Origin of the sequence: Exiguobacterium sp. USCH10, assembly GCF_037619445.1 — a bacterium.
Classification (GTDB): Bacteria; Bacillota; Bacilli; order Exiguobacteriales; family Exiguobacteriaceae; genus Exiguobacterium; species Exiguobacterium aestuarii_A.
In genome coordinates, this window is the sequence record NZ_JAQPZO010000011.1 from 17,428 (window position 1) to 35,231 (window position 17,804).

At 47.5% G+C, this 17,804-nt stretch carries 17 protein-coding genes; 12 read left to right on the forward strand and 5 right to left on the reverse strand.

Annotated features, from left to right (window positions below; all coding sequences use genetic code 11):
* Window positions 1–21: 21 nt before the first annotated feature.
* Window positions 22–1,005: a metallophosphoesterase family protein gene (locus PQI28_RS13250; protein ID WP_339963570.1), complete on the reverse strand. Its 984-nt coding sequence runs from the start codon at window positions 1,003–1,005 to the stop codon at window positions 22–24.
* A gap of 119 nt (window positions 1,006–1,124) precedes the next feature.
* Between PQI28_RS13250 and PQI28_RS13255 the strand changes: the two genes are divergently transcribed.
* Together PQI28_RS13255 and PQI28_RS13260 are read left to right on the forward strand one after the other, a co-directional pair.
* Window positions 1,125–1,739 (forward strand): flavodoxin family protein, encoded by a 615-nt coding sequence (locus tag PQI28_RS13255; RefSeq protein WP_339963571.1) that lies wholly within the window; start codon window positions 1,125–1,127, stop codon window positions 1,737–1,739.
* A 128-nt stretch (window positions 1,740–1,867) separates the two neighbouring features.
* Entirely contained in the window at window positions 1,868–3,121 is a 1,254-nt protein-coding gene (locus PQI28_RS13260; protein WP_339963572.1) for a Fic family protein, read from the forward strand.
* A gap of 40 nt (window positions 3,122–3,161) precedes the next feature.
* Here PQI28_RS13260 and gnd read toward each other — a convergent pair whose 3' ends face one another.
* On the reverse strand, window positions 3,162–4,055 hold the full coding sequence (gene gnd, locus PQI28_RS13265) for a phosphogluconate dehydrogenase (NAD(+)-dependent, decarboxylating) (protein ID WP_339963573.1): 894 nt from the start codon (window positions 4,053–4,055) through the stop codon (window positions 3,162–3,164).
* Between the two features lie 50 nt (window positions 4,056–4,105).
* Complete coding sequence (locus tag PQI28_RS13270; protein WP_339963574.1) at window positions 4,106–4,318, reverse strand: hypothetical protein; 213 nt, start codon at window positions 4,316–4,318, stop codon at window positions 4,106–4,108.
* Window positions 4,319–4,750: 432 nt separating this feature from the next.
* Here PQI28_RS13270 and PQI28_RS13275 point away from each other — a divergent pair, with 432 nt between their 5' ends.
* The 5 genes from PQI28_RS13275 to PQI28_RS13295 all read left to right on the forward strand — a co-directional run bounded on the left by PQI28_RS13275 (window position 4,751) and on the right by PQI28_RS13295 (window position 10,021).
* Window positions 4,751–5,707 (forward strand): LCP family glycopolymer transferase, encoded by a 957-nt coding sequence (locus PQI28_RS13275; RefSeq protein WP_339963575.1) that lies wholly within the window; start codon window positions 4,751–4,753, stop codon window positions 5,705–5,707.
* Window positions 5,708–5,779: 72 nt separating this feature from the next.
* Window positions 5,780–6,625 (forward strand): YihY/virulence factor BrkB family protein, encoded by an 846-nt coding sequence (locus PQI28_RS13280; RefSeq protein WP_339963576.1) that lies wholly within the window; start codon window positions 5,780–5,782, stop codon window positions 6,623–6,625.
* A gap of 104 nt (window positions 6,626–6,729) precedes the next feature.
* Window positions 6,730–7,653, forward strand: coding sequence for an LCP family glycopolymer transferase (locus tag PQI28_RS13285; protein ID WP_339963577.1), 924 nt, complete (start codon window positions 6,730–6,732; stop codon window positions 7,651–7,653).
* Between the two features lie 84 nt (window positions 7,654–7,737).
* Window positions 7,738–8,925 (forward strand): hypothetical protein, encoded by a 1,188-nt coding sequence (locus PQI28_RS13290; RefSeq protein WP_339963578.1) that lies wholly within the window; start codon window positions 7,738–7,740, stop codon window positions 8,923–8,925.
* 181 nt (window positions 8,926–9,106) lie between these two features.
* A complete protein-coding gene (locus tag PQI28_RS13295) occupies window positions 9,107–10,021 on the forward strand; it encodes a hypothetical protein (RefSeq protein ID WP_339963579.1) in 915 nt (304 codons plus the stop codon).
* An 80-nt stretch (window positions 10,022–10,101) separates the two neighbouring features.
* On the opposite strand, the gene galE is transcribed toward PQI28_RS13295, so the two are convergent.
* Together galE and PQI28_RS13305 are read right to left on the reverse strand one after the other, a co-directional pair.
* A complete protein-coding gene (gene galE / locus PQI28_RS13300) occupies window positions 10,102–11,118 on the reverse strand; it encodes a UDP-glucose 4-epimerase GalE (RefSeq protein ID WP_339963580.1) in 1,017 nt (338 codons plus the stop codon).
* Between the two features lie 12 nt (window positions 11,119–11,130).
* Window positions 11,131–12,375 (reverse strand): hypothetical protein, encoded by a 1,245-nt coding sequence (locus tag PQI28_RS13305; protein ID WP_339963581.1) that lies wholly within the window; start codon window positions 12,373–12,375, stop codon window positions 11,131–11,133.
* A gap of 195 nt (window positions 12,376–12,570) precedes the next feature.
* Here PQI28_RS13305 and PQI28_RS13310 point away from each other — a divergent pair, with 195 nt between their 5' ends.
* The 5 genes from PQI28_RS13310 (at window position 12,571) to PQI28_RS13330 (ending at window position 17,804) form a co-directional block, all read left to right on the forward strand.
* Window positions 12,571–13,293, forward strand: a complete 723-nt coding sequence (locus tag PQI28_RS13310; RefSeq protein WP_339963582.1) for a YveK family protein — start codon at window positions 12,571–12,573, stop codon at window positions 13,291–13,293.
* Entirely contained in the window at window positions 13,286–14,002 is a 717-nt protein-coding gene (locus tag PQI28_RS13315) for a CpsD/CapB family tyrosine-protein kinase (protein ID WP_339963583.1), read from the forward strand. Before PQI28_RS13310 ends, PQI28_RS13315 begins: the two co-directional genes overlap by 8 nt.
* 15 nt (window positions 14,003–14,017) lie before the next feature.
* Window positions 14,018–14,785: a tyrosine-protein phosphatase gene (locus PQI28_RS13320; RefSeq protein ID WP_339963584.1), complete on the forward strand. Its 768-nt coding sequence runs from the start codon at window positions 14,018–14,020 to the stop codon at window positions 14,783–14,785.
* A gap of 211 nt (window positions 14,786–14,996) precedes the next feature.
* Entirely contained in the window at window positions 14,997–15,896 is a 900-nt protein-coding gene (gene galU, locus PQI28_RS13325) for a UTP--glucose-1-phosphate uridylyltransferase GalU (protein ID WP_339963585.1), read from the forward strand.
* A gap of 15 nt (window positions 15,897–15,911) precedes the next feature.
* Window positions 15,912–17,804, forward strand: a complete 1,893-nt coding sequence (locus tag PQI28_RS13330; protein ID WP_339963586.1) for a polysaccharide biosynthesis protein — start codon at window positions 15,912–15,914, stop codon at window positions 17,802–17,804.

The window sequence follows — 17,804 nt, forward strand, 5'->3', positions numbered from 1 at the left end:
GGCTATTTTGTGTAGGATTCTCTATTGGGTTCGTGCTGTCGCTTTATAGCTTCGATTAACAAATGACTCAAACAGAGCAGGGTCTTCTAACAACCGTTGAGCACGCATACACATCCGTCGAGGGCGTAACTTGGCGTGACTAGGGGTGACAAAATAATCATCTGGATACGTGCGAAGAACCTGACGAATGACCTCTTGAATTGAAATCGGGTCATCTTTCACCCATTGCTCATGCATCGACGGGACATTGTCGAGAATGAGTTGAATCTGATTGTCGTTACGAATGAACGGATTCACACAAACGCGTCTGGTTTGAGCTCCTTGGAACACATGAAAGGTGTGTGTGATGGTGTCGCCATCAATGGAGCCGATGACATATCCAGTCTCCCATGCCTTACCGCAACCATCCCATACGGAAAAGAGATGCCCCGGATACACGATTGTCGTATTCGATCGTTCGATTGCTTCATATCGATGTTGATCTCCGAGCGCGACGTATGCAAAAGCATGAGGGCGAAGTCGTGTATTCGAAAAAACACTTGCGCGCCCATGACTAAGTAGCAGGTTAGGATATGTGGGTTCGAGCGGAGGAATATGATCAAGGGCTTCTCCCAATCCGACCTGGTTCGACGTGCAACTTACCCCGTAGATACCGACTCCTAATGCTCGGTCGAAGTGATACCCTGGTTCTACAAAACAATGGACGTGGGGAACCGTCTCCCACACTTCCTTGTCACGATGGCGATTGACGTCATGTTCGCCAAAGACGATATAGACGGACGTACCGAGGGATGTCCATTCTTCCAAATAAGGCACAAGGTCATATGAATAACTGACCTCGATGTCTCCTGCAATCAGGACTGCAGCAATCTCGTGCTCACGAATGACCGATGCGAGTTGCTGGAGTTTGTCGCGTTGAATGTCAAAGCTAGTCCGTTCGGTTTGAATCGCATCTCCTGTATGTCGAGCGTGATGTAGGTCGGCAATGTGTAAAAATTTTGGCATGTGGTTCAACTCCTCAACCTAGCAGTTCTGCCTCACATGAACAAAATCCTTTGAAAGGTACTAAGAAGTGTAGGGAACGGGAACACGTAACTGTTGGAGATTATTCGAGGAGGGATTCCATGAAAGCACTATTTTTGAACTGCACCTTAAAAGGAGGCGACACGACGTCGCATACGGAAGGACTGATTCGCGACATCTTGCCGCATTTCGAAGCGCTCGGGGTCGAGTCGGAAATCGTCCGCATCGTCGACTATAAGATCGCATTCGGCGTGACAGAAGATGAAGGGGACGGGGATGAATGGCCGCAGATTTTCGAGAAAGTGAAAGGCGCAGACATCGTCGTCATCGGGACGCCACTCTGGCTCGGCGAGAAGAGTAGTGTCGCGACGCAAGTGGTCGAGCGGTTATACGGGGGCAGCGGCTTGACGAACAAGTCAGGTCAGGCGATTTACTATAACAAAGTCGGTGGGGTCGTCGTCACCGGGAATGAGGACGGGGCGAAACACGCGTGTGCCGGCATCCTTTACGCCTTATCCCACATCGGTTTCACCGTACCGCCGAACGTGGATACGTACTGGGTCGGGGAAGCGGGACCCGGTGACTCGTATATCGATGCAGGGCGTGATAATGCATTTACGAAGTCACACGGGAAGACGATGGCGTATAACCTCGTCCATTTCGCGCACATGTTGAAAGCACATCCGATTCCGGCAGAAGGTAATACGATGGAATGAAATCGACGATAAAAATCGAGTTAAGGCTTGGTTTTTATCGTTTTTTTTTATTCGAGTTTAAAATTTTAGCATTTTCGTTTCAAAAAAGTGCTATATTTAAAATGAAATAATATAAAGGGGGGGTTCAGTTGGATTTTCCTTATTTTTATAGAATGTATTATGAGAAATCTTTAAAAAGAAATGCATTGGACGAATTGAAAAATCGATTAACACATGTGTCGACTCAAACATTTCCTTTTGATCTCTATATAGAGAATAAGAATCAATACGTAACAATGTATTTCATGCATAATCCAGAAACGACTCGCCTTATGTGTGCGATTTATGAAGAAAACCAACATACACAGCTACTTGTGAGTCAGTTACCGGGAATTGCCCAATCAGCAATCATACGTGATGTGTTGGCAGAGGAGCTATTTCATACAAATGAAATCGAAGGTGTAAAAAGTACGAAAGAACAGTTTGTGAGAAGCGCTCGGTTATTGGAAGAACGAAAAGAACCATCAGGTCGTTTCACGAGTTTAATTAAAACGTATTATCGCCTCATTGAAGGCGAGGTAACACTCCTGAATGAAGCGAAGGATCTTCGGGAATTCTATGATTTTCTTGTTGCAGATGAGATTGAAGAGGATGAACTACCGGATGGCAAATACTTTAGAAAAGAACGTACGTATGTTTACAAGAGCTCGAAAGCTGGAAAGCCAATCCACACGGGAATGGTCCCAGAACAACAAATCATTCAATCCGTTGAGTCACTCATCCATTTTTTGAATTCAGAAACCGTGCCGATCCTCATTCGAGTAGCTGTGGCGCACTATTACTTTGGATACATTCATCCTTTCTATGATGGAAATGGTCGTACTTCTCGTTTCATAAGTAGTCTCTATTTGAAGCAAGAGTTCCATACGCTAACAGCATTATCATTATCGAGGGCGTGTAATTTAAATCGTGCTCAATACCTTGAAGCTTTTGAAAAAACGAACGATGTGAGTATGCAAGGTGAAATGAATTTTTTCGTAGACCGCTTTTTAAGTTTATTTTTGTCGATGCAGAAAAGAATGAATGAGGAACTGACTCGAAACCTTTATCGCTTTGAAGACATGAAACAGCTGCTTCAGGAAGAAGCATTCTTATCTAAAAATCCAAAACATCGTGAATTAATTTATATACTAAGTATGCACGAAATCTTCTCAGAGGAAGATGGCATGCTCACGCCATATCTTATTGACATTGCTAAAAAGTCCCCTAACCTTTCGATGAAAGAATCCACAATACGTGCCACATTGAATGAACTTGTAGAAAAGGATTATGTAGAAGTCGAAAAAGTCGGGCGCTTTAACCTTTATACGTTAACGTCACGAATTCGCGATCAATTAATATAATTCGAAAATATGGCCTCGGCACACGCCGAGGCCATATTTGTTACTCTTTCTTCTCCACTGCATGTCCCCCGAACTCATTTCGGAGCGCGGCGACGACTTTGCCGGAGAACGTGTCGTCTTGGAGCGAGCGTTGACGCATCATGAGCGAGAGGGCGATGACCGGTGTCGGTACGTCGTATTCGAGCGCCGTCTCGACCGTCCACTTGCCTTCTCCTGACGCATGCATGACCCCGCGGATGTCATCGAGCTTCGCATCCTTGGAGAAGGCGCTCTCGGTCAGTTCCATGAGCCACGATCGGATAACGGAGCCGTGATTCCAGACACGGGCGACGTCCTCATATTCATAATCGAACGGACTCTTCTCGAGCACTTCGAACCCTTCAGCGATCGCCTGCATCATGCCGTACTCGATCCCGTTATGGACCATCTTCAGAAAATGACCACTCCCACTCGGTCCGGCGTACAAATACCCGTTGTCGGTCGAGACGTCTTGGAACAGCTGCTCGATTTTGCCGAACGCTTCCAAATCCCCACCAATCATCGTACAGGCTCCGTTCCGTGCTCCGTCCATGCCGCCACTCGTCCCGACGTCAAAGAAATAGATGAGCTTCTCTTTGAAGTGCTCGGCACGACGCATCGACTCTTTATAGTTCGAGTTGCCCCCGTCGATGACGATGTCCCCAGGGGAGAGAGCTTCATATAAATCGTTCAACACATGCTCGGTCACGTCTCCTGCCGGTACCATCACCCAGATGACGCGTGGTGCCTTCAGTGCATCGACGACTTCTTCCAATGACTGTTTCGTCTCGAACTGACTCGTCGAGACGTTACCCGGGTCATAGCCATAGACGCGGTGCCCGTTGTCCTTCAAATTCAATGCCAAGTTAAGCCCCATCTTCCCGAGCCCGATCATTCCGATTTCCATTCGTTCCACCCCATTTTCAGATTTGTTGTCTTAATAGGATTACCCGAAACAATCGGGATTCAAAAGAGCGGCTTGATCGGATCGACGCGATAAGCGAGGATGCGTGATACTGGAATCGATTCATTGTCTGATAATGTAATCTGTCCAGACAATGAATTTAACGAGTGAAGCGTTCGTTCAAATGTTTGAAATGCATCATATTCAGAACTGCCATATACGATAAACTCACAAGTTTGTTCTTGTTCTAAAAAACACGTCACGATGAATTGCATCGATCGATCCCCTTATGTATGAAATGCACTACTCTTCCAAATATATTTATAATCTATACATATTTTACAAAAAATAAAACGAACGAACCATTATGTTTTCTAAAAATAAGGAAATAGACCTATGAAAATCAATAAACTGTCAAAATTCTTTCAATATTAGCACAAAAAAGTAGAGAATTTGTTGAAATCGCGACCAATGGCTTAGTACCGTCGTATGAAACGAAACAGGTCTTCAAAAAAAGTGTGTGGTATGATAGACCACAACTTGCTAAACTTTCAAAAAACCTTGTCGATACTAGCGATGTGAACAAGCGACAAACGGTGACAAGTATTCACCTCTTTTATAAAAAATCGGAAAAATTTGTCGATTCAGCGTGATAAAATAAAACCTGTGTCAATTACGGTCAATTGGGGATAGAAAGGTGCTATGTCATGGAAGAGCAAAAGCCAAAGAAGAGAGTCAAGAAACGTCGTCGTAAAGTGTCACCCGCGAAGCGCATCGCCATCATCGCAGGTGCAATCATCGGAGTGTTCCTGCTCATCGGAGCTGGGATGGCCTATTATTTATATAATCAAGTCGATACAACGGTCGACCGTTTGAATGAATCGGCCGGGCTCAGCCCGGATCGGATGAATCAACAAACGATTTCCGATAAGAAGCCGATCTCGGTGTTATTACTCGGCGTTGACCGTCGTGCGGACGAACAAGGACGTAGCGACTCGATCATCGTCATGACGCTCAACCCGAACTCGGACGAGAGCGCGATGCTCAGCATCCCACGTGATACGAAGACGGAGATCGTCGGCAAAGGGACGATGGACAAGATCAACCACGCCTATGCATTCGGTGGTGCCGAAATGGCGATGGATACGGTCGAGAACTTCCTTGGCATTCCAATCGATTATGTCGCAGAAGTTGACATGAAAGGTTTCCAGGATGCGGTCAACTTATTCGGCGGCGTCGAAGTGACGAACAAGTTCGCCTTCACGTCGGGTGAGTATTCGTTCGAACCGGGAACGGTCAACCTGGATGGGGCAGAAGCGCTCGCCTATACACGTATGCGCTACGATGACCCGAACGGAGACTTCGGTCGTCAGGAGCGTCAACGTGACGTCATTACGGCGCTCGTCGATAAAGGGACGGACAGCTTCTCGATTTCCCGATTCAACAACATGCTCGACGTCCTCGGCAATAACGCCAAGACGAACGTGACGTTCAAAGACATTCGGACGCTCTCGAGCGAGTACATGACGGCTTTCAAAAACCAAAGCGTTCTTCGTCTCGAAGGAAGCGGCGGCAAAGAGAGCGACGGCATCTACTACTGGAACCCAGACGAGGCATCACTCGACGAAGTGAAGTCGTACCTCGGACAATTGATGGAACAATGACAGCGGCACTCGATTCGGATGAATCGGGTGCTTTCGTTTGTGGCATAATGAAAAGAAAAAGGAGTGACGGCCGTGCTCGATCGACTGACCCGACTCGCCATCGATGTGAGACATCGCTTCAAGGACCATCATATTAACGACTATAGTGCGACGCTCGCTTTCTTTTGGTTTCTCGCCATCTTCCCGATGTTCTTCGTCTTGTTCGCGGTCATGGCATGGTTCAAGATCGACCAGGCGCTGTTGATCGAACAGATCGAGACGCTCGTTCCGGGATCGAGCGTGCGAGAGCTATTGTCGATCGTCTACGACGTCAGTGGCAACTTGAATAGCGGGCTCGTGTCGGTCAGTGCCATCATCGCCTTCTGGTCGGCCTCGAACGGGACGGCCCGTCTCGTCAAACTGACCGTCTTCGCTTACGGGGAGACGGAGGCGCGCGGCTATGTGTGGCGCCGCCTGATCGGTTTGATGACAATCCTTGCTGGTAGCATCGGGGCCGTCATCCTCATCGTTTTCCACGTCTTCGGACAGGAGTTCCTCGATTTACTGTATGCGCTCTATCCTCTGGTCGAGGAGTTCGATCGTCTCTCGACGCTCACGCGCTATACCGTCTCGACAATCATCTTGGTCTTTGCGTTCTCATTCTTTTACATGATCGCCCCGCAGCAACGCGTACGCTTTTTTGAGACGTTACCGGGCGCCGTTTTTGCCGTTATCTCGTGGCAACTCATCTCGACGGGCTATAGCGTCTATGTCGATCGATTCTCGATTCTTGGGGACACGTACGGCACAATCGGCGTCGTCATCTTACTTCAAATCTGGCTCTATTTGACGGCGGCAACGATGCTCATCGGGGCGGAAATCAATGCCGCCTGGCCATATCATATGCACCGTACACCGACAAAAACACATTTTCCGTGATAACTGGAAAGAAATGATTAGCATTTTTTGGAGACATGCTATAATCCAATGTGCAGTCTGGGAAAAGATATACAAACTGAATTTACGGAAGAAGGTGGCCCGATATGGCGAAACATCAGAAGAAATCAAAGTGGAAATGGATCCTTGGCATCACAGCGGGCGTACTGACACTCATGCTTGTTGCAGGTGGCCTATTCGTCTGGTCGATGGTCGACGAGGTCAATGACACGGTGACGAAAGTGAACGATAACTTACAGATCAGTCCGGAACGAAAACAAGTCGAGACGATCGAAGAGAAGCGCTCGGTGTCCGTGCTCTTACTCGGGATTGACCGACGAGGGACGGAACAGGGTCGAAGCGATTCAATCATCGTCCTGACTCTGAACCCTGACTTGAACGAAGGGGCGATGCTCAGTATCCCGCGTGACACGAAGACGGAGATTGTCGGTCGCGGGTATCGCGATAAGATCAACCACGCCTATGCGTTCGGCGGTGCCGAGATGGCAATGGACACAGTCGAGAACTTTTTAGACATCCCGATTGATTACGTCGTCGAGGCGGATATGGAGGCGTTCACGGAAGTCGTCGATGCGCTTGGTGGCATTACCGTCATGAATAAGTTCGCTTTCACTTCGGACGAGTATACGTTCCCGGTCGGTGAAGTGACGCTTAATGGAGATAAGGCGCTCGCCTACACACGGATGCGTTACGATGATCCGAACGGGGACTTCGGTCGCCAAGAACGACAGCGTGATGTCGTCGCCGCCATCATCGAGAAAGGGCGTTCTGACTTCTCGCTCGACAAAGTGACGAATTTGCTCGACGTCGTCGGCAACCGGGCGAAGACGAACATCGAGTTCAATGAGCTCGTGACGCTCTCGACGGACTATATGGGTGCGTTCCGTAACGCAAGTACACTCCGCATCGAAGGTGGGGGAGGACTGGAGTCGGACGGCATCTATTATTGGAATCCGGACGCCGAATCACTCGACGGGATTCAGACCGAATTGAAGCGCTTGATGGAATGAGTCGTCCAATGTTGGACGGCTTTTTTGTTTTGAAATGAGTGAGAAGTGAAAAAAGGTAGAGAGACAACAGAAGGAGGGAATTGTATGGATTGGCAACAAATCGAACCGATTTTGCATAAATGGGAAGGTGATGACGGAGCATGGCATCGTCTGTTTGACAAGTGGGAGAGTCACGCCTGGCATGATCACGAGGCACCGAGCGAGAAGACGAACGTCCTACTCGTCGATGCGAGTCTCGTCACGACGGAAGGAAAGCCTGACATGGGGGCACTCCATGATGTCCTCGCCAAGCATGTCGCAGGTACGATCAGCGACTTGCATCTCGTCTCACTCTTTCCTTACATTGGCCGCCAGACGGACACAGCCGTCGACCCGCGTATCCGATTGTATGAGGACTTAGGGGAGTTGAGCGACGACTTCCAACTCATGTATGAACTTGACCCGGTCGCTTACAATGCGGAGCAATTCGACCTGCTTGCCGAGACGGACGCACTCATCGAGCGCCTCGCTTATGGGGCGACGAAGGTTCGGGTTCATGCACAATCGTTCCGTGGGATGACGCGTGAAGAAGTAAAGAATGTACTTAGACTCTGGCACATCGTGTTGCACCACTATAAGCCGAACGGTCAACTCATTCTCGCGGAGGACGCGCTTGACGAGGCTGGATCATATCTTGATGTCGTGGACGCCGTCTGTCACTTTGATCTTGCGAGTCACGTGACCCTCGCACTCGCACAAGGGAAAGCGACACGACTGACCGAATGGGCACAGAAAATCGGGACACCGCCTGAAGGGAAGACGTACTTCCACTTCTTGTCGAGCGCGGAACGCGATCCGTTCGAGAAGAATCTATTGGATAACCATGAGGCGATGCTCCTCGCAGCACATAGCATTCTATTTTCGCTTCAAGGGATCCCGTCCGTCGACTATCGGACGCTCTTCGGGGTGAGTGGACCGACTGACCGTGACGAACTCGTTCATGCCTTGAAGAAAGAAGAGACGCGACTGAATCGCTTCTCCGGCATCATGGGGCAATTGAATGTGAAGCGGGCGGAACCAGCCTTGTCCCCATACGCTACGCAGCACATCTTGGACGTCGACAAGCACGTCTTTGCTGTCGAGCGTCAATTGAACGGACGGACGGTCCGCTTGTATACGAACGTGAGCGATAAGGAAGTCAATTTGGAGATTCGAGGGACGAGCTTATTTACGGGAGAGCCGGTCGACAGTGCGCGACTTCAGTCGTTTGGATATGTGTGGGTGAGTATATGAAAATAATAGCCCTTAGAAATCTTAAATGACTGGAGACCTCAATCTCTACCCGAGTTTATGAATTAGAAAGATGAATCAAAAAGCCAGCTGACTGAAGAGTACTTCTTCTAATGTCAGCTGGCTTTTTTAGTGGATTATTGTAAAATGAAATTTGTTACGATTTGGTAGGAGGATGAGGTATTTGACAAGAGAAAAAGACAATAAAGATTCTCAGCAAGACGCGAACAGTGTCGAGACAGTTACACCGACAACTTCAAATGCAAATAGCGGTGCAAATCAATTTCTTGTGAATGGGGGCGCCCTGTTTCTAATTTCTTTACTGGGCTATTACTACTACACTACATATTTAAGAATTGAGGCAAAGATATGGAGTCACCCCTTAGAATACATCAGTGTCCCGTACATTAAGGAATTAGATAAGTTGAATGACGTCATTACTTATATGATTCCTGCAATCATCATCTTTTCATGTTTGCTTTCTTTAGTTTTTAAGCGAAAATACTTTACAAAAAAAGACCATTTATCAGATGATGATTATGATCGATATGATTATGATTCATGTAATTTTTATAGGAGACACATAGGTATAACATTACTTTTTTTATGTGTTCTTGTAATTTTTATCATATGCGCCCCGAAGTATGTAGAAATTCTACTACCTGTTTATTTATTGAGTATGATATTCACAGTTTCATTAATGTTTTACGTTGCAATTAAGGTTGATCGTTCCTCGTATAAACAATTTTATAGACAGGAAAAAATATTTAAGTTGCTTGTTAATTTATATGGTTTGATTTTCTTACTACCAATTACTATGATTCTTTTGTTTGCTCTGAATGATTACTCTAAACCAACTCTTTTGACTACTTCCTGCGAAAAAATTGTTAAGGACACAGAAAAAGCAGCTTGCGAAAAATATGGGAAGTTATACTTAGTCTCTGAAAATAGAGGGATTGGTGTGTGGCGTGCCTTTTCAGAACAAAATAACAATATAGTCGAGCTATCCGATCAATATTTTCACATTGAAATGAAAAATATTCGTGTTGAATCAAAAACATATACTCATGTTGAAACAAAAACAACTAATAATGAATAATCTGGCACTCTGTCGACAGAAAAAGATGACTTCGAAACAATCGAAGTCATCTTTTTCTTGTACATCAAAGTACGTATTTTTTAGTTATATCCATTCGGGTTGTTCGACTGCCAGTTCCAGGCGTCTCGGCACATGTCACGAATGTCATGCCTCGCTTCAAAGCCGAGCATCTGTTTCGACTTCGTCGGGTCGGCGAAACACGTGGCGATGTCACCAGGACGACGGTCCGTCACTCGGTAAGGGACCGATTTCCCACTTTCTTGTTCGAACGCACGGACGAGGTCGAGGACGCTGTAACCTGTTCCCGTACCGAGGTTGAACGCCTCGACACCCGTTTGGTCCATCACGTAGTCAAGTGCCTGCAAATGACCTGATGCGAGATCGACGACGTGGATGTAGTCACGGACGCCCGTCCCGTCCGGCGTGTCATAGTCGTCACCGAAGACGCTCAATTCGTTCAGTTTGCCGACAGCGACTTGCGTGATATACGGCATGAGGTTGTTCGGCACGTCGAACGGGTCTTCGCCGATCTGACCGGACGGGTGCGCCCCGATCGGATTGAAGTAACGAAGGAGGGCGATGCTCCATTCAGAATCCGCAACGGCGACGTCACGTAAGATGTCCTCGATCATGAGTTTCGAGCGACCGTACGGGTTCGTCGCGCTGAGCGGGAACGATTCGTCAATCGGTGTCCGTTCCGGCATCCCATATACGGTCGCCGATGAACTGAAGACAATCCGTTTCACATCGAACGCCTGCATGACTTCTAACAGAACGGTCGTGCCGACGACGTTGTTCTCGTAGTAGCGGAGCGGCTCTTTCACCGACTCACCGACAGCTTTCAGCCCGGCGAAATGGATGACGGCGTCGATTGTATGCGTCAAGAAAATCTGTTCGAGTAATGCACGGTCGAGGATGTCACCGAGATAGAACGTCACGTCTTTCCCGGTCATTGCCTCGACTCGGTTCAGTGCCTCGCGGCTACTGTTCGACAAGTTGTCGAGCACAATCACCTCGTGCCCGGCTTCAAGTAATTGGATGACGGTGTGCGTACCGATATAGCCAGCACCACCCGTCACAAGAATCGTATGAGTCATAGAGACACTCCTTTATTGATCGAGTTTTGTCAAACGGACGCGCGTCGAGTCGTCTTCGCCGACGAAGAGGCGTAGTGAATACGTCTCACCTTCATAGACGACACCGTCCTCTGTCTCGTACGTCGGTTCACCGAGCTCGAGGAACGTCTCTTTCGTCTGGTCCGTGTTCGACCAGTCGATGGCCTCGACTTGCTCATTTCTCATCGTGAAGAAGAGGCCAGGGTAGACGAGATACTCGTGTAGGGCGTCTGAATCGAAGCCACTTGCGGCGCCGACATTTCCGACCAATTCATTCTCGTCCATTCCGAAGTAAGTTTCCGGCGATTCGTCAAATAACGTCTGATTGACGGAAGTCGACAACCAGTCCAATACGTCAGCATCATTGATGGAAGCAGCTGTCCATTCGGTGACCACTTCATCGCGTGACACCCAGCCCGTCAACTCATTCAACCCAAGGTCGAGTAAGAGAGCGTCGTCGCGCTCTTCGATGACGTCATAACGATCTCCGATATCGGCGACATAGACGACGTCCTCGCTATCCGGTTCGCTTAAGAGCGGAGCATTTTTGACACCAATCCATACTTCTTCCAGTGCCTTCGCTTCAGCTACCGGTTCAGGTTCTGGTGTCGCGGGTTCTTCCGTGACAGTCGGTGTCGATGACGGTTCGAACAAGTCTGAAATCATCGGGTAAGCCGCATACCCACCGACGGATAAAAGAATGATGGCGATCAGGCCAATCAACCAGCCCCGACTTTTCTTTTGACGTGGACGTGCCGGTTTGATTTCACGATGGGATTTCATACGCTCCGTCCGTGAAGGAATCGTCGACTCCGGGACGTAACGTGGTTTCGTCGGTGTCGGATCAACGGGTGTTTCGGCTTCTGGCTCCTTTGTTTCTTCAAGAGATGGCTCCATTACCGGCTTCGAAACGACTGGTTCAGCAATATGTTGCGGTGTTGGCTCCGCCGTTTGTGGGACGAACACTTGTGAGTGAAGCATCTCGCTCTTCTCTAACACAGCGACGTAATAGGTCAAAAGGTCTAGCTCCGTCTTCCCGTCTTTCAGCCAGTTTGAAAAATCCGTAGCTGACTTTTCTTCAACGGAGAGGGAATCATTCGTCTCTCCGGTCAGTTCATGATAAGAGGCGGCAAGCGATTTGCCGTCTGCTAAATTTGTCTCAATACGTTGCTGTACGATGTCTCGAGTTTGTCGGTCGAGTGTGGCGTACAGCTGGAGTAGGCGCTCACTTACATGCACTAGGTGTCTCCTCCTTTGTTAAGTTCTTCCTTTCAAAGTTTAGCAGATTTACATGTCAAAAAACCCATTTTTTTAAAAACGGGTCATCAACCAAAGAAAATTTTGTTATACTGTTCTGGTATTGTCATTATAAATATTATCTGCGGGAATTTTCCAGCAGTGAATTTACTGGAACAAAGGAGAGAAGGACAAAACATGAACGAAGAAACGATTTCCCTTGGAGAATTGTTCTCCATCTTGAAGCGGAGCAAGTGGCTCATCGCAAGTTTAACCATCCTCGCAGCACTCATTGCCTTTTTAGTGAGCTCATTTGTGATCAGCCCGACGTATGAGGCGTCGACGCAAGTGCTCGTCGCACCGAAAGAATCTCAGAACAACATGATTGATAATAGTCAGATTCAATCATCTGTCACGCTCGTCAACACGTATCGTGTCATCATTCAAAGTCCAGCCATCCTTGAACAAGTCCAAGAAAATGTAGTCGGGGCACCTGACAGCATCAGTAACTTGATCACCGTAAATAGTGAGCAAAACTCACAAGTTATCAATATTGCCGTCCAACATACGAGTCCGGTTATCGCGACAGATATCGCCAACGAGATTAGCCGCGTCTTCTCAAAAGAAGTACCTGAATTGATGAACGTCGATAACGTAAAGGTGTTATCGGATGCGAACGTCCCGATGTTCCCGGTCAAACCGAACATCCTACTCAACACAGCCATTGCAGCCGTACTTGGGATGATGATCGGAGTCGCCATCGCATTCCTCAAAGTCGTGCTCGATCGTCGCATCAAGACTGAGCAAGATGTCGAAACGATTCTCGAACTACCGGTACTCGGATCGATCCCGGTCATCGATCGTGTCGAGATGAAGCAACAACGTCAAGCCAACGTGAAAGGGGAAGAAGTCCGTGTTTAAGTTTGGAAAGAAAAAATCAAAGCATGCTCATTATGATAAGACAGGTCGTGACTTGATCACGGTCCATAAACCGAAGTCACCGATTTCAGAGCAATATCGGACAATCCGGACGAACCTCGAGTTTACAGCGGTGGATGATGAATTGCAGACAGTTGTCATCACATCTTCTTCGTCAGGCGAAGGTAAATCGACGACAGCCTCGAACTTGGCCGTTGTTTACGCCCAACAAGGCAAGCGCGTTTTGTTGGTGGACTGTGATATGCGCCGTCCGACGGCACACTTCACGTTCCGTCTCTCGAACGGGATCGGTCTCTCGACCGTTCTCGCCAAGAAGACGACGCTTGATAAAGCCATCCACTCGACACAAGTCGAGAACTTGGAATTGATGGCGGCAGGACCAATCCCACCGAACCCGTCTGAGTTACTCTCGTCGAAAATGATGGACCGCACGCTTGAAGAGTTGAAAGAACATTATGACGTCATCATCTTGGACGCACCACCAATGATGCAAGTCGCAGATACGCGTCTCTTGGCACGCAAAGTGGACGGTGTCGTCCTCGTCGTCGGCTGTGACAAGTCAGACCGTCAGATGGTCGTCAAAGCGAAAGAACAATTGGTCCTTGCGGATGCCCACATCCTAGGAGTCGTCCTCAACAAGCGCGAGCCACAAGGCAGCGATGATTACTACTATTACTACGCGTACGAATAAAAGGAGAATCACGCCATGATTGATATCCATTGTCATCTTCTCCCGGCCGTCGATGACGGTCCGGGAACGGTCGAACAAACAATCGAGATGGCGAGACGCGCCGTAGAGGAAGGGGTGACCGCAATCGTGGTCACCCCCCACGCGTTTCACCCTCAATTTGAGACAGAAGACTTGAACGTCCAAGAAGCCGCAGCAACACTTCAAAACGTTTTACATCAAGAAGGGATTAAGCTCGACATCTATCCGGGTCAGGAGATCCGTGTGTTCGGCGATCTCGTACAAGCGTTAGAAGACGGGGAGGCGCTTTCGCTCGCTGGGTCACGCTACGTCCTCGTCGAATTTCCGAGCGATACGGTACCGGCATATGCTGAGCAGCTGTTCTTCCGGTTGCAAACGGAAGGCTATACCCCGGTCATCGCTCATCCAGAACGGAACAAAGAACTGGCGACCAATCCGAAACGATTGATGGACTTTGTGTCATCAGGCGCGTTGTCACAAGTGACGACAAGCAGTCTAACTGGGGAATTCGGTCAAAATGTGAAGGAGATTGCATTTGTCTTTTTACGAAATGGCTTGAGTCAACTCGTTGCTTCGGATGCTCATAGTACAGGACGTCGTACGTTTTACTGGGAAGCCGCAAGAGAAACGGTGACGGAAGAACTAGGGGCGGAACGCTGGGAAACGTTAAACGAAAACGCAGCGGCTATTTTGAAAGACGAGTTCGTCTTCGTGGATCCGCCGATCTTACCGACGAAGAACTGGCGAGGGAAATGGAAGAAGTGATTCCCCTATTTTTACATATTACATTGACAATTAATGACTCTTATGATTTTTGTCGACACTTGTCGAACGAAAATAGGTTTTAATTCCCTTTCCTTGGTTTTTTCATTAGGTCAAAAGTGTTAACCTTAGAATATATTTTAGTAAGGATGTTAAAAGCATCCTTTTTCTATAATTATCTAAATCATACAGATTCATTCATGGGAGGGGCATCATGGTACATAAACAAGTGAAAAAGGCAGTCATCCCGGCAGCGGGTCTGGGGACACGTTTCTTACCGGCGACAAAGGCGATGCCAAAAGAGATGTTACCAATCGTCGATAAGCCGACCATCCAATACATTATTGAAGAAGCAGTCGCTTCGGGGATTGAAGATATTTTAATCGTCACGGGCAAAGGGAAGCGAGCGATTGAGGATCACTTTGATTCGGTGCCGGAACTCGAGCAAACACTCATCGAAAAAGGGAAATCAGAATTTTTGGCACTCGTCGAAGAGACGACAAATATCAATATCCATTTCATTCGTCAATCAAAGCCGATGGGACTCGGTCATGCCGTGCTTCAGGCGAAGGCATTTGTCGGAGATGAACCATTTGTCGTCATGCTCGGAGATGATATCGTTCAAGCTGAAGTGCCTTGCACACGTCAACTAATTGAACAATACGAAAAAACTGAGAGTTCAATCATTGGTGTTCAACCAGTACCAAGTGAGGTCACACATCGTTATGGCATCGTAGACCCACAAGAATCGTTAGAGGGCGGTTTACATAAAGTAGCTTCGTTTATCGAGAAACCAGCTCCGGGAACTGAACCATCAAACTTGGCCATCCTCGGACGTTATTTATTCACGCCTCAAATCTTCAAGTATTTAGAGACCCAAGAAGCTGGTACAGGTGGCGAAATTCAGCTAACAGATGCCATCACTCGGTTGAATGAGATGCAACGCGTATTCGCTTATGAATTTGGTGGCAAGCGCTATGATGTTGGTGAAAAACTAGGATTTATTCAGACGACGCTTGAGTTTGCATTGAATCGCTCAGACTTGCGTGAAGACGTACTGAAGATGATGACGCAATTAGTTGAAGAGCAAACTACATTAGAAACTACTTTGTGAAAGGAGGGATAAGCATTGTCGATACCCGATTTAGGTCGAAAATCGTTACGTGCAGGGGTGCTCGTTAGTTTAGATATCATTGCTATTCTATCAGCGATGTTCGTTTCCTACTTTTTCTTATATCCTTTAGAATTTATTCAAAATATCGATCGCAATCATTTCATCGAAACAGCTATTTCGTATAGTGCCATCTTCATCATCATGGCAGCCATCAGTCGGCTGTATCGAGTCGCTTGGCGATTCGCCAGCATGACGGAGGCTGTTCGTTTGGCGATGACACTTGCCTCTAGCACGATTTTTTTATACATACTTCAATTCGCTGTTTACGGTGAAGCGATGGAGCGCATGCTGTTTTTAAGTTTTTGTCTCTCGTTACTCATGTTAGGTGGAATTCGTCTCGGTTCACGAATTTATGTGACATGGAAGCAAGATCAGATGTCCATATTGCGTGGACGGAAGATGAAACGCAGAAAAGATGAGAAACGAACGCTCATCATCGGAGCCGGGCAAGCTGGTCGAATGTTAGTGCGTCAAATGAAGCATTCTGACAGTCATCGGATGAATCCGATTGGGTTTATAGATGACAATAAGCATCTTCAAACATTAACAGTGAACGACGTAAAAGTGCTTGGGACGCTCGAACAACTTGAAGAAGTTGTCGAGAATGAAGCCATCGATAAAATCGTGTTTGCGATTCCTTCGATGAGTTATCAAGAACGAGTTACACTGATTCAACGTGCGAAAAAGGTATGTACGAACGTCCATACTCTCCCGATGATTGAAGAAGTGGCAGCTGGGAAAATCTCGGTCAATCAAATGCGTGAAGTATCCATCGAAGACCTCCTCGGCCGCGAACCGGTCGAGTTAGATATTACAGGGATTCAGGCAGAGGTCGAAGGGAAGACGGTTTTGGTGACAGGTGCTGGTGGATCGATTGGATCCGAAATCTGTCGCCAAATCTTAAAGTTCAACCCTGACCGATTGTTATTGCTTGGTCATGGTGAGAATAGTATTTATCTCATTGAACGTGAACTACGTGAAGCGAAGATTGAAGCTGAACTCATTCCAGTCATTGCTGATATTCAAGACGTGGAACGTCTACGAGAAGTGTTTATGACCTATACGCCACATCTCGTCTTCCACGCTGCAGCACATAAACATGTTCCGTTAATGGAAGCAAACCCGCATGAAGCGGTGAAAAACAATATTTATGGAACGAAGAATGTGGCGGAGATGGCTGATGAATATGGTGCCGCACGCTTTGTCATGATTTCTACGGATAAAGCCGTCAACCCGACGAATGTCATGGGTTCGACGAAACGGATTGCCGAGATGGTCGTCCAACACCTAGCGAAATCAAGTGAAACGAAGTATGCGATTGTCCGTTTCGGTAACGTACTAGGGAGCAGGGGGTCGGTGATTCCGTTATTCAAGTCCCAGATTGCGAAAGGTGGTCCAGTGACAGTAACGCATCCAGACATGACGCGTTATTTCATGACGATTCCAGAAGCGAGTCGACTCGTCATTCAAGCGGGTACGCTCGCAAACGGTGGAGAAGTGTTCGTCTTGGATATGGGGGAACCAGTGAAGATTGTCGACTTAGCACGTAATATGATTCAACTGAGCGGCTTCACGGAAGAACAAATTGCAATCCAATTTAGTGGAATTCGTCCTGGCGAGAAGATGTATGAGGAATTGTTGAAGGAAGGCGAAGTTCATCCAGAAGCCGTCTATCCGAAAATTTTCACAGGAATTGTTACTGAAGAGCCAGATCTAGATGGAAAATTAGAAAATATGAATCAATTGATGACGGACGAGGCACTTAGCTTATACCTTGTAAACTGGGCGAATGATTGTCTCGACCGATTTGAACAACAACAAACAGCTGACTATAAAGAAATGGTTTAA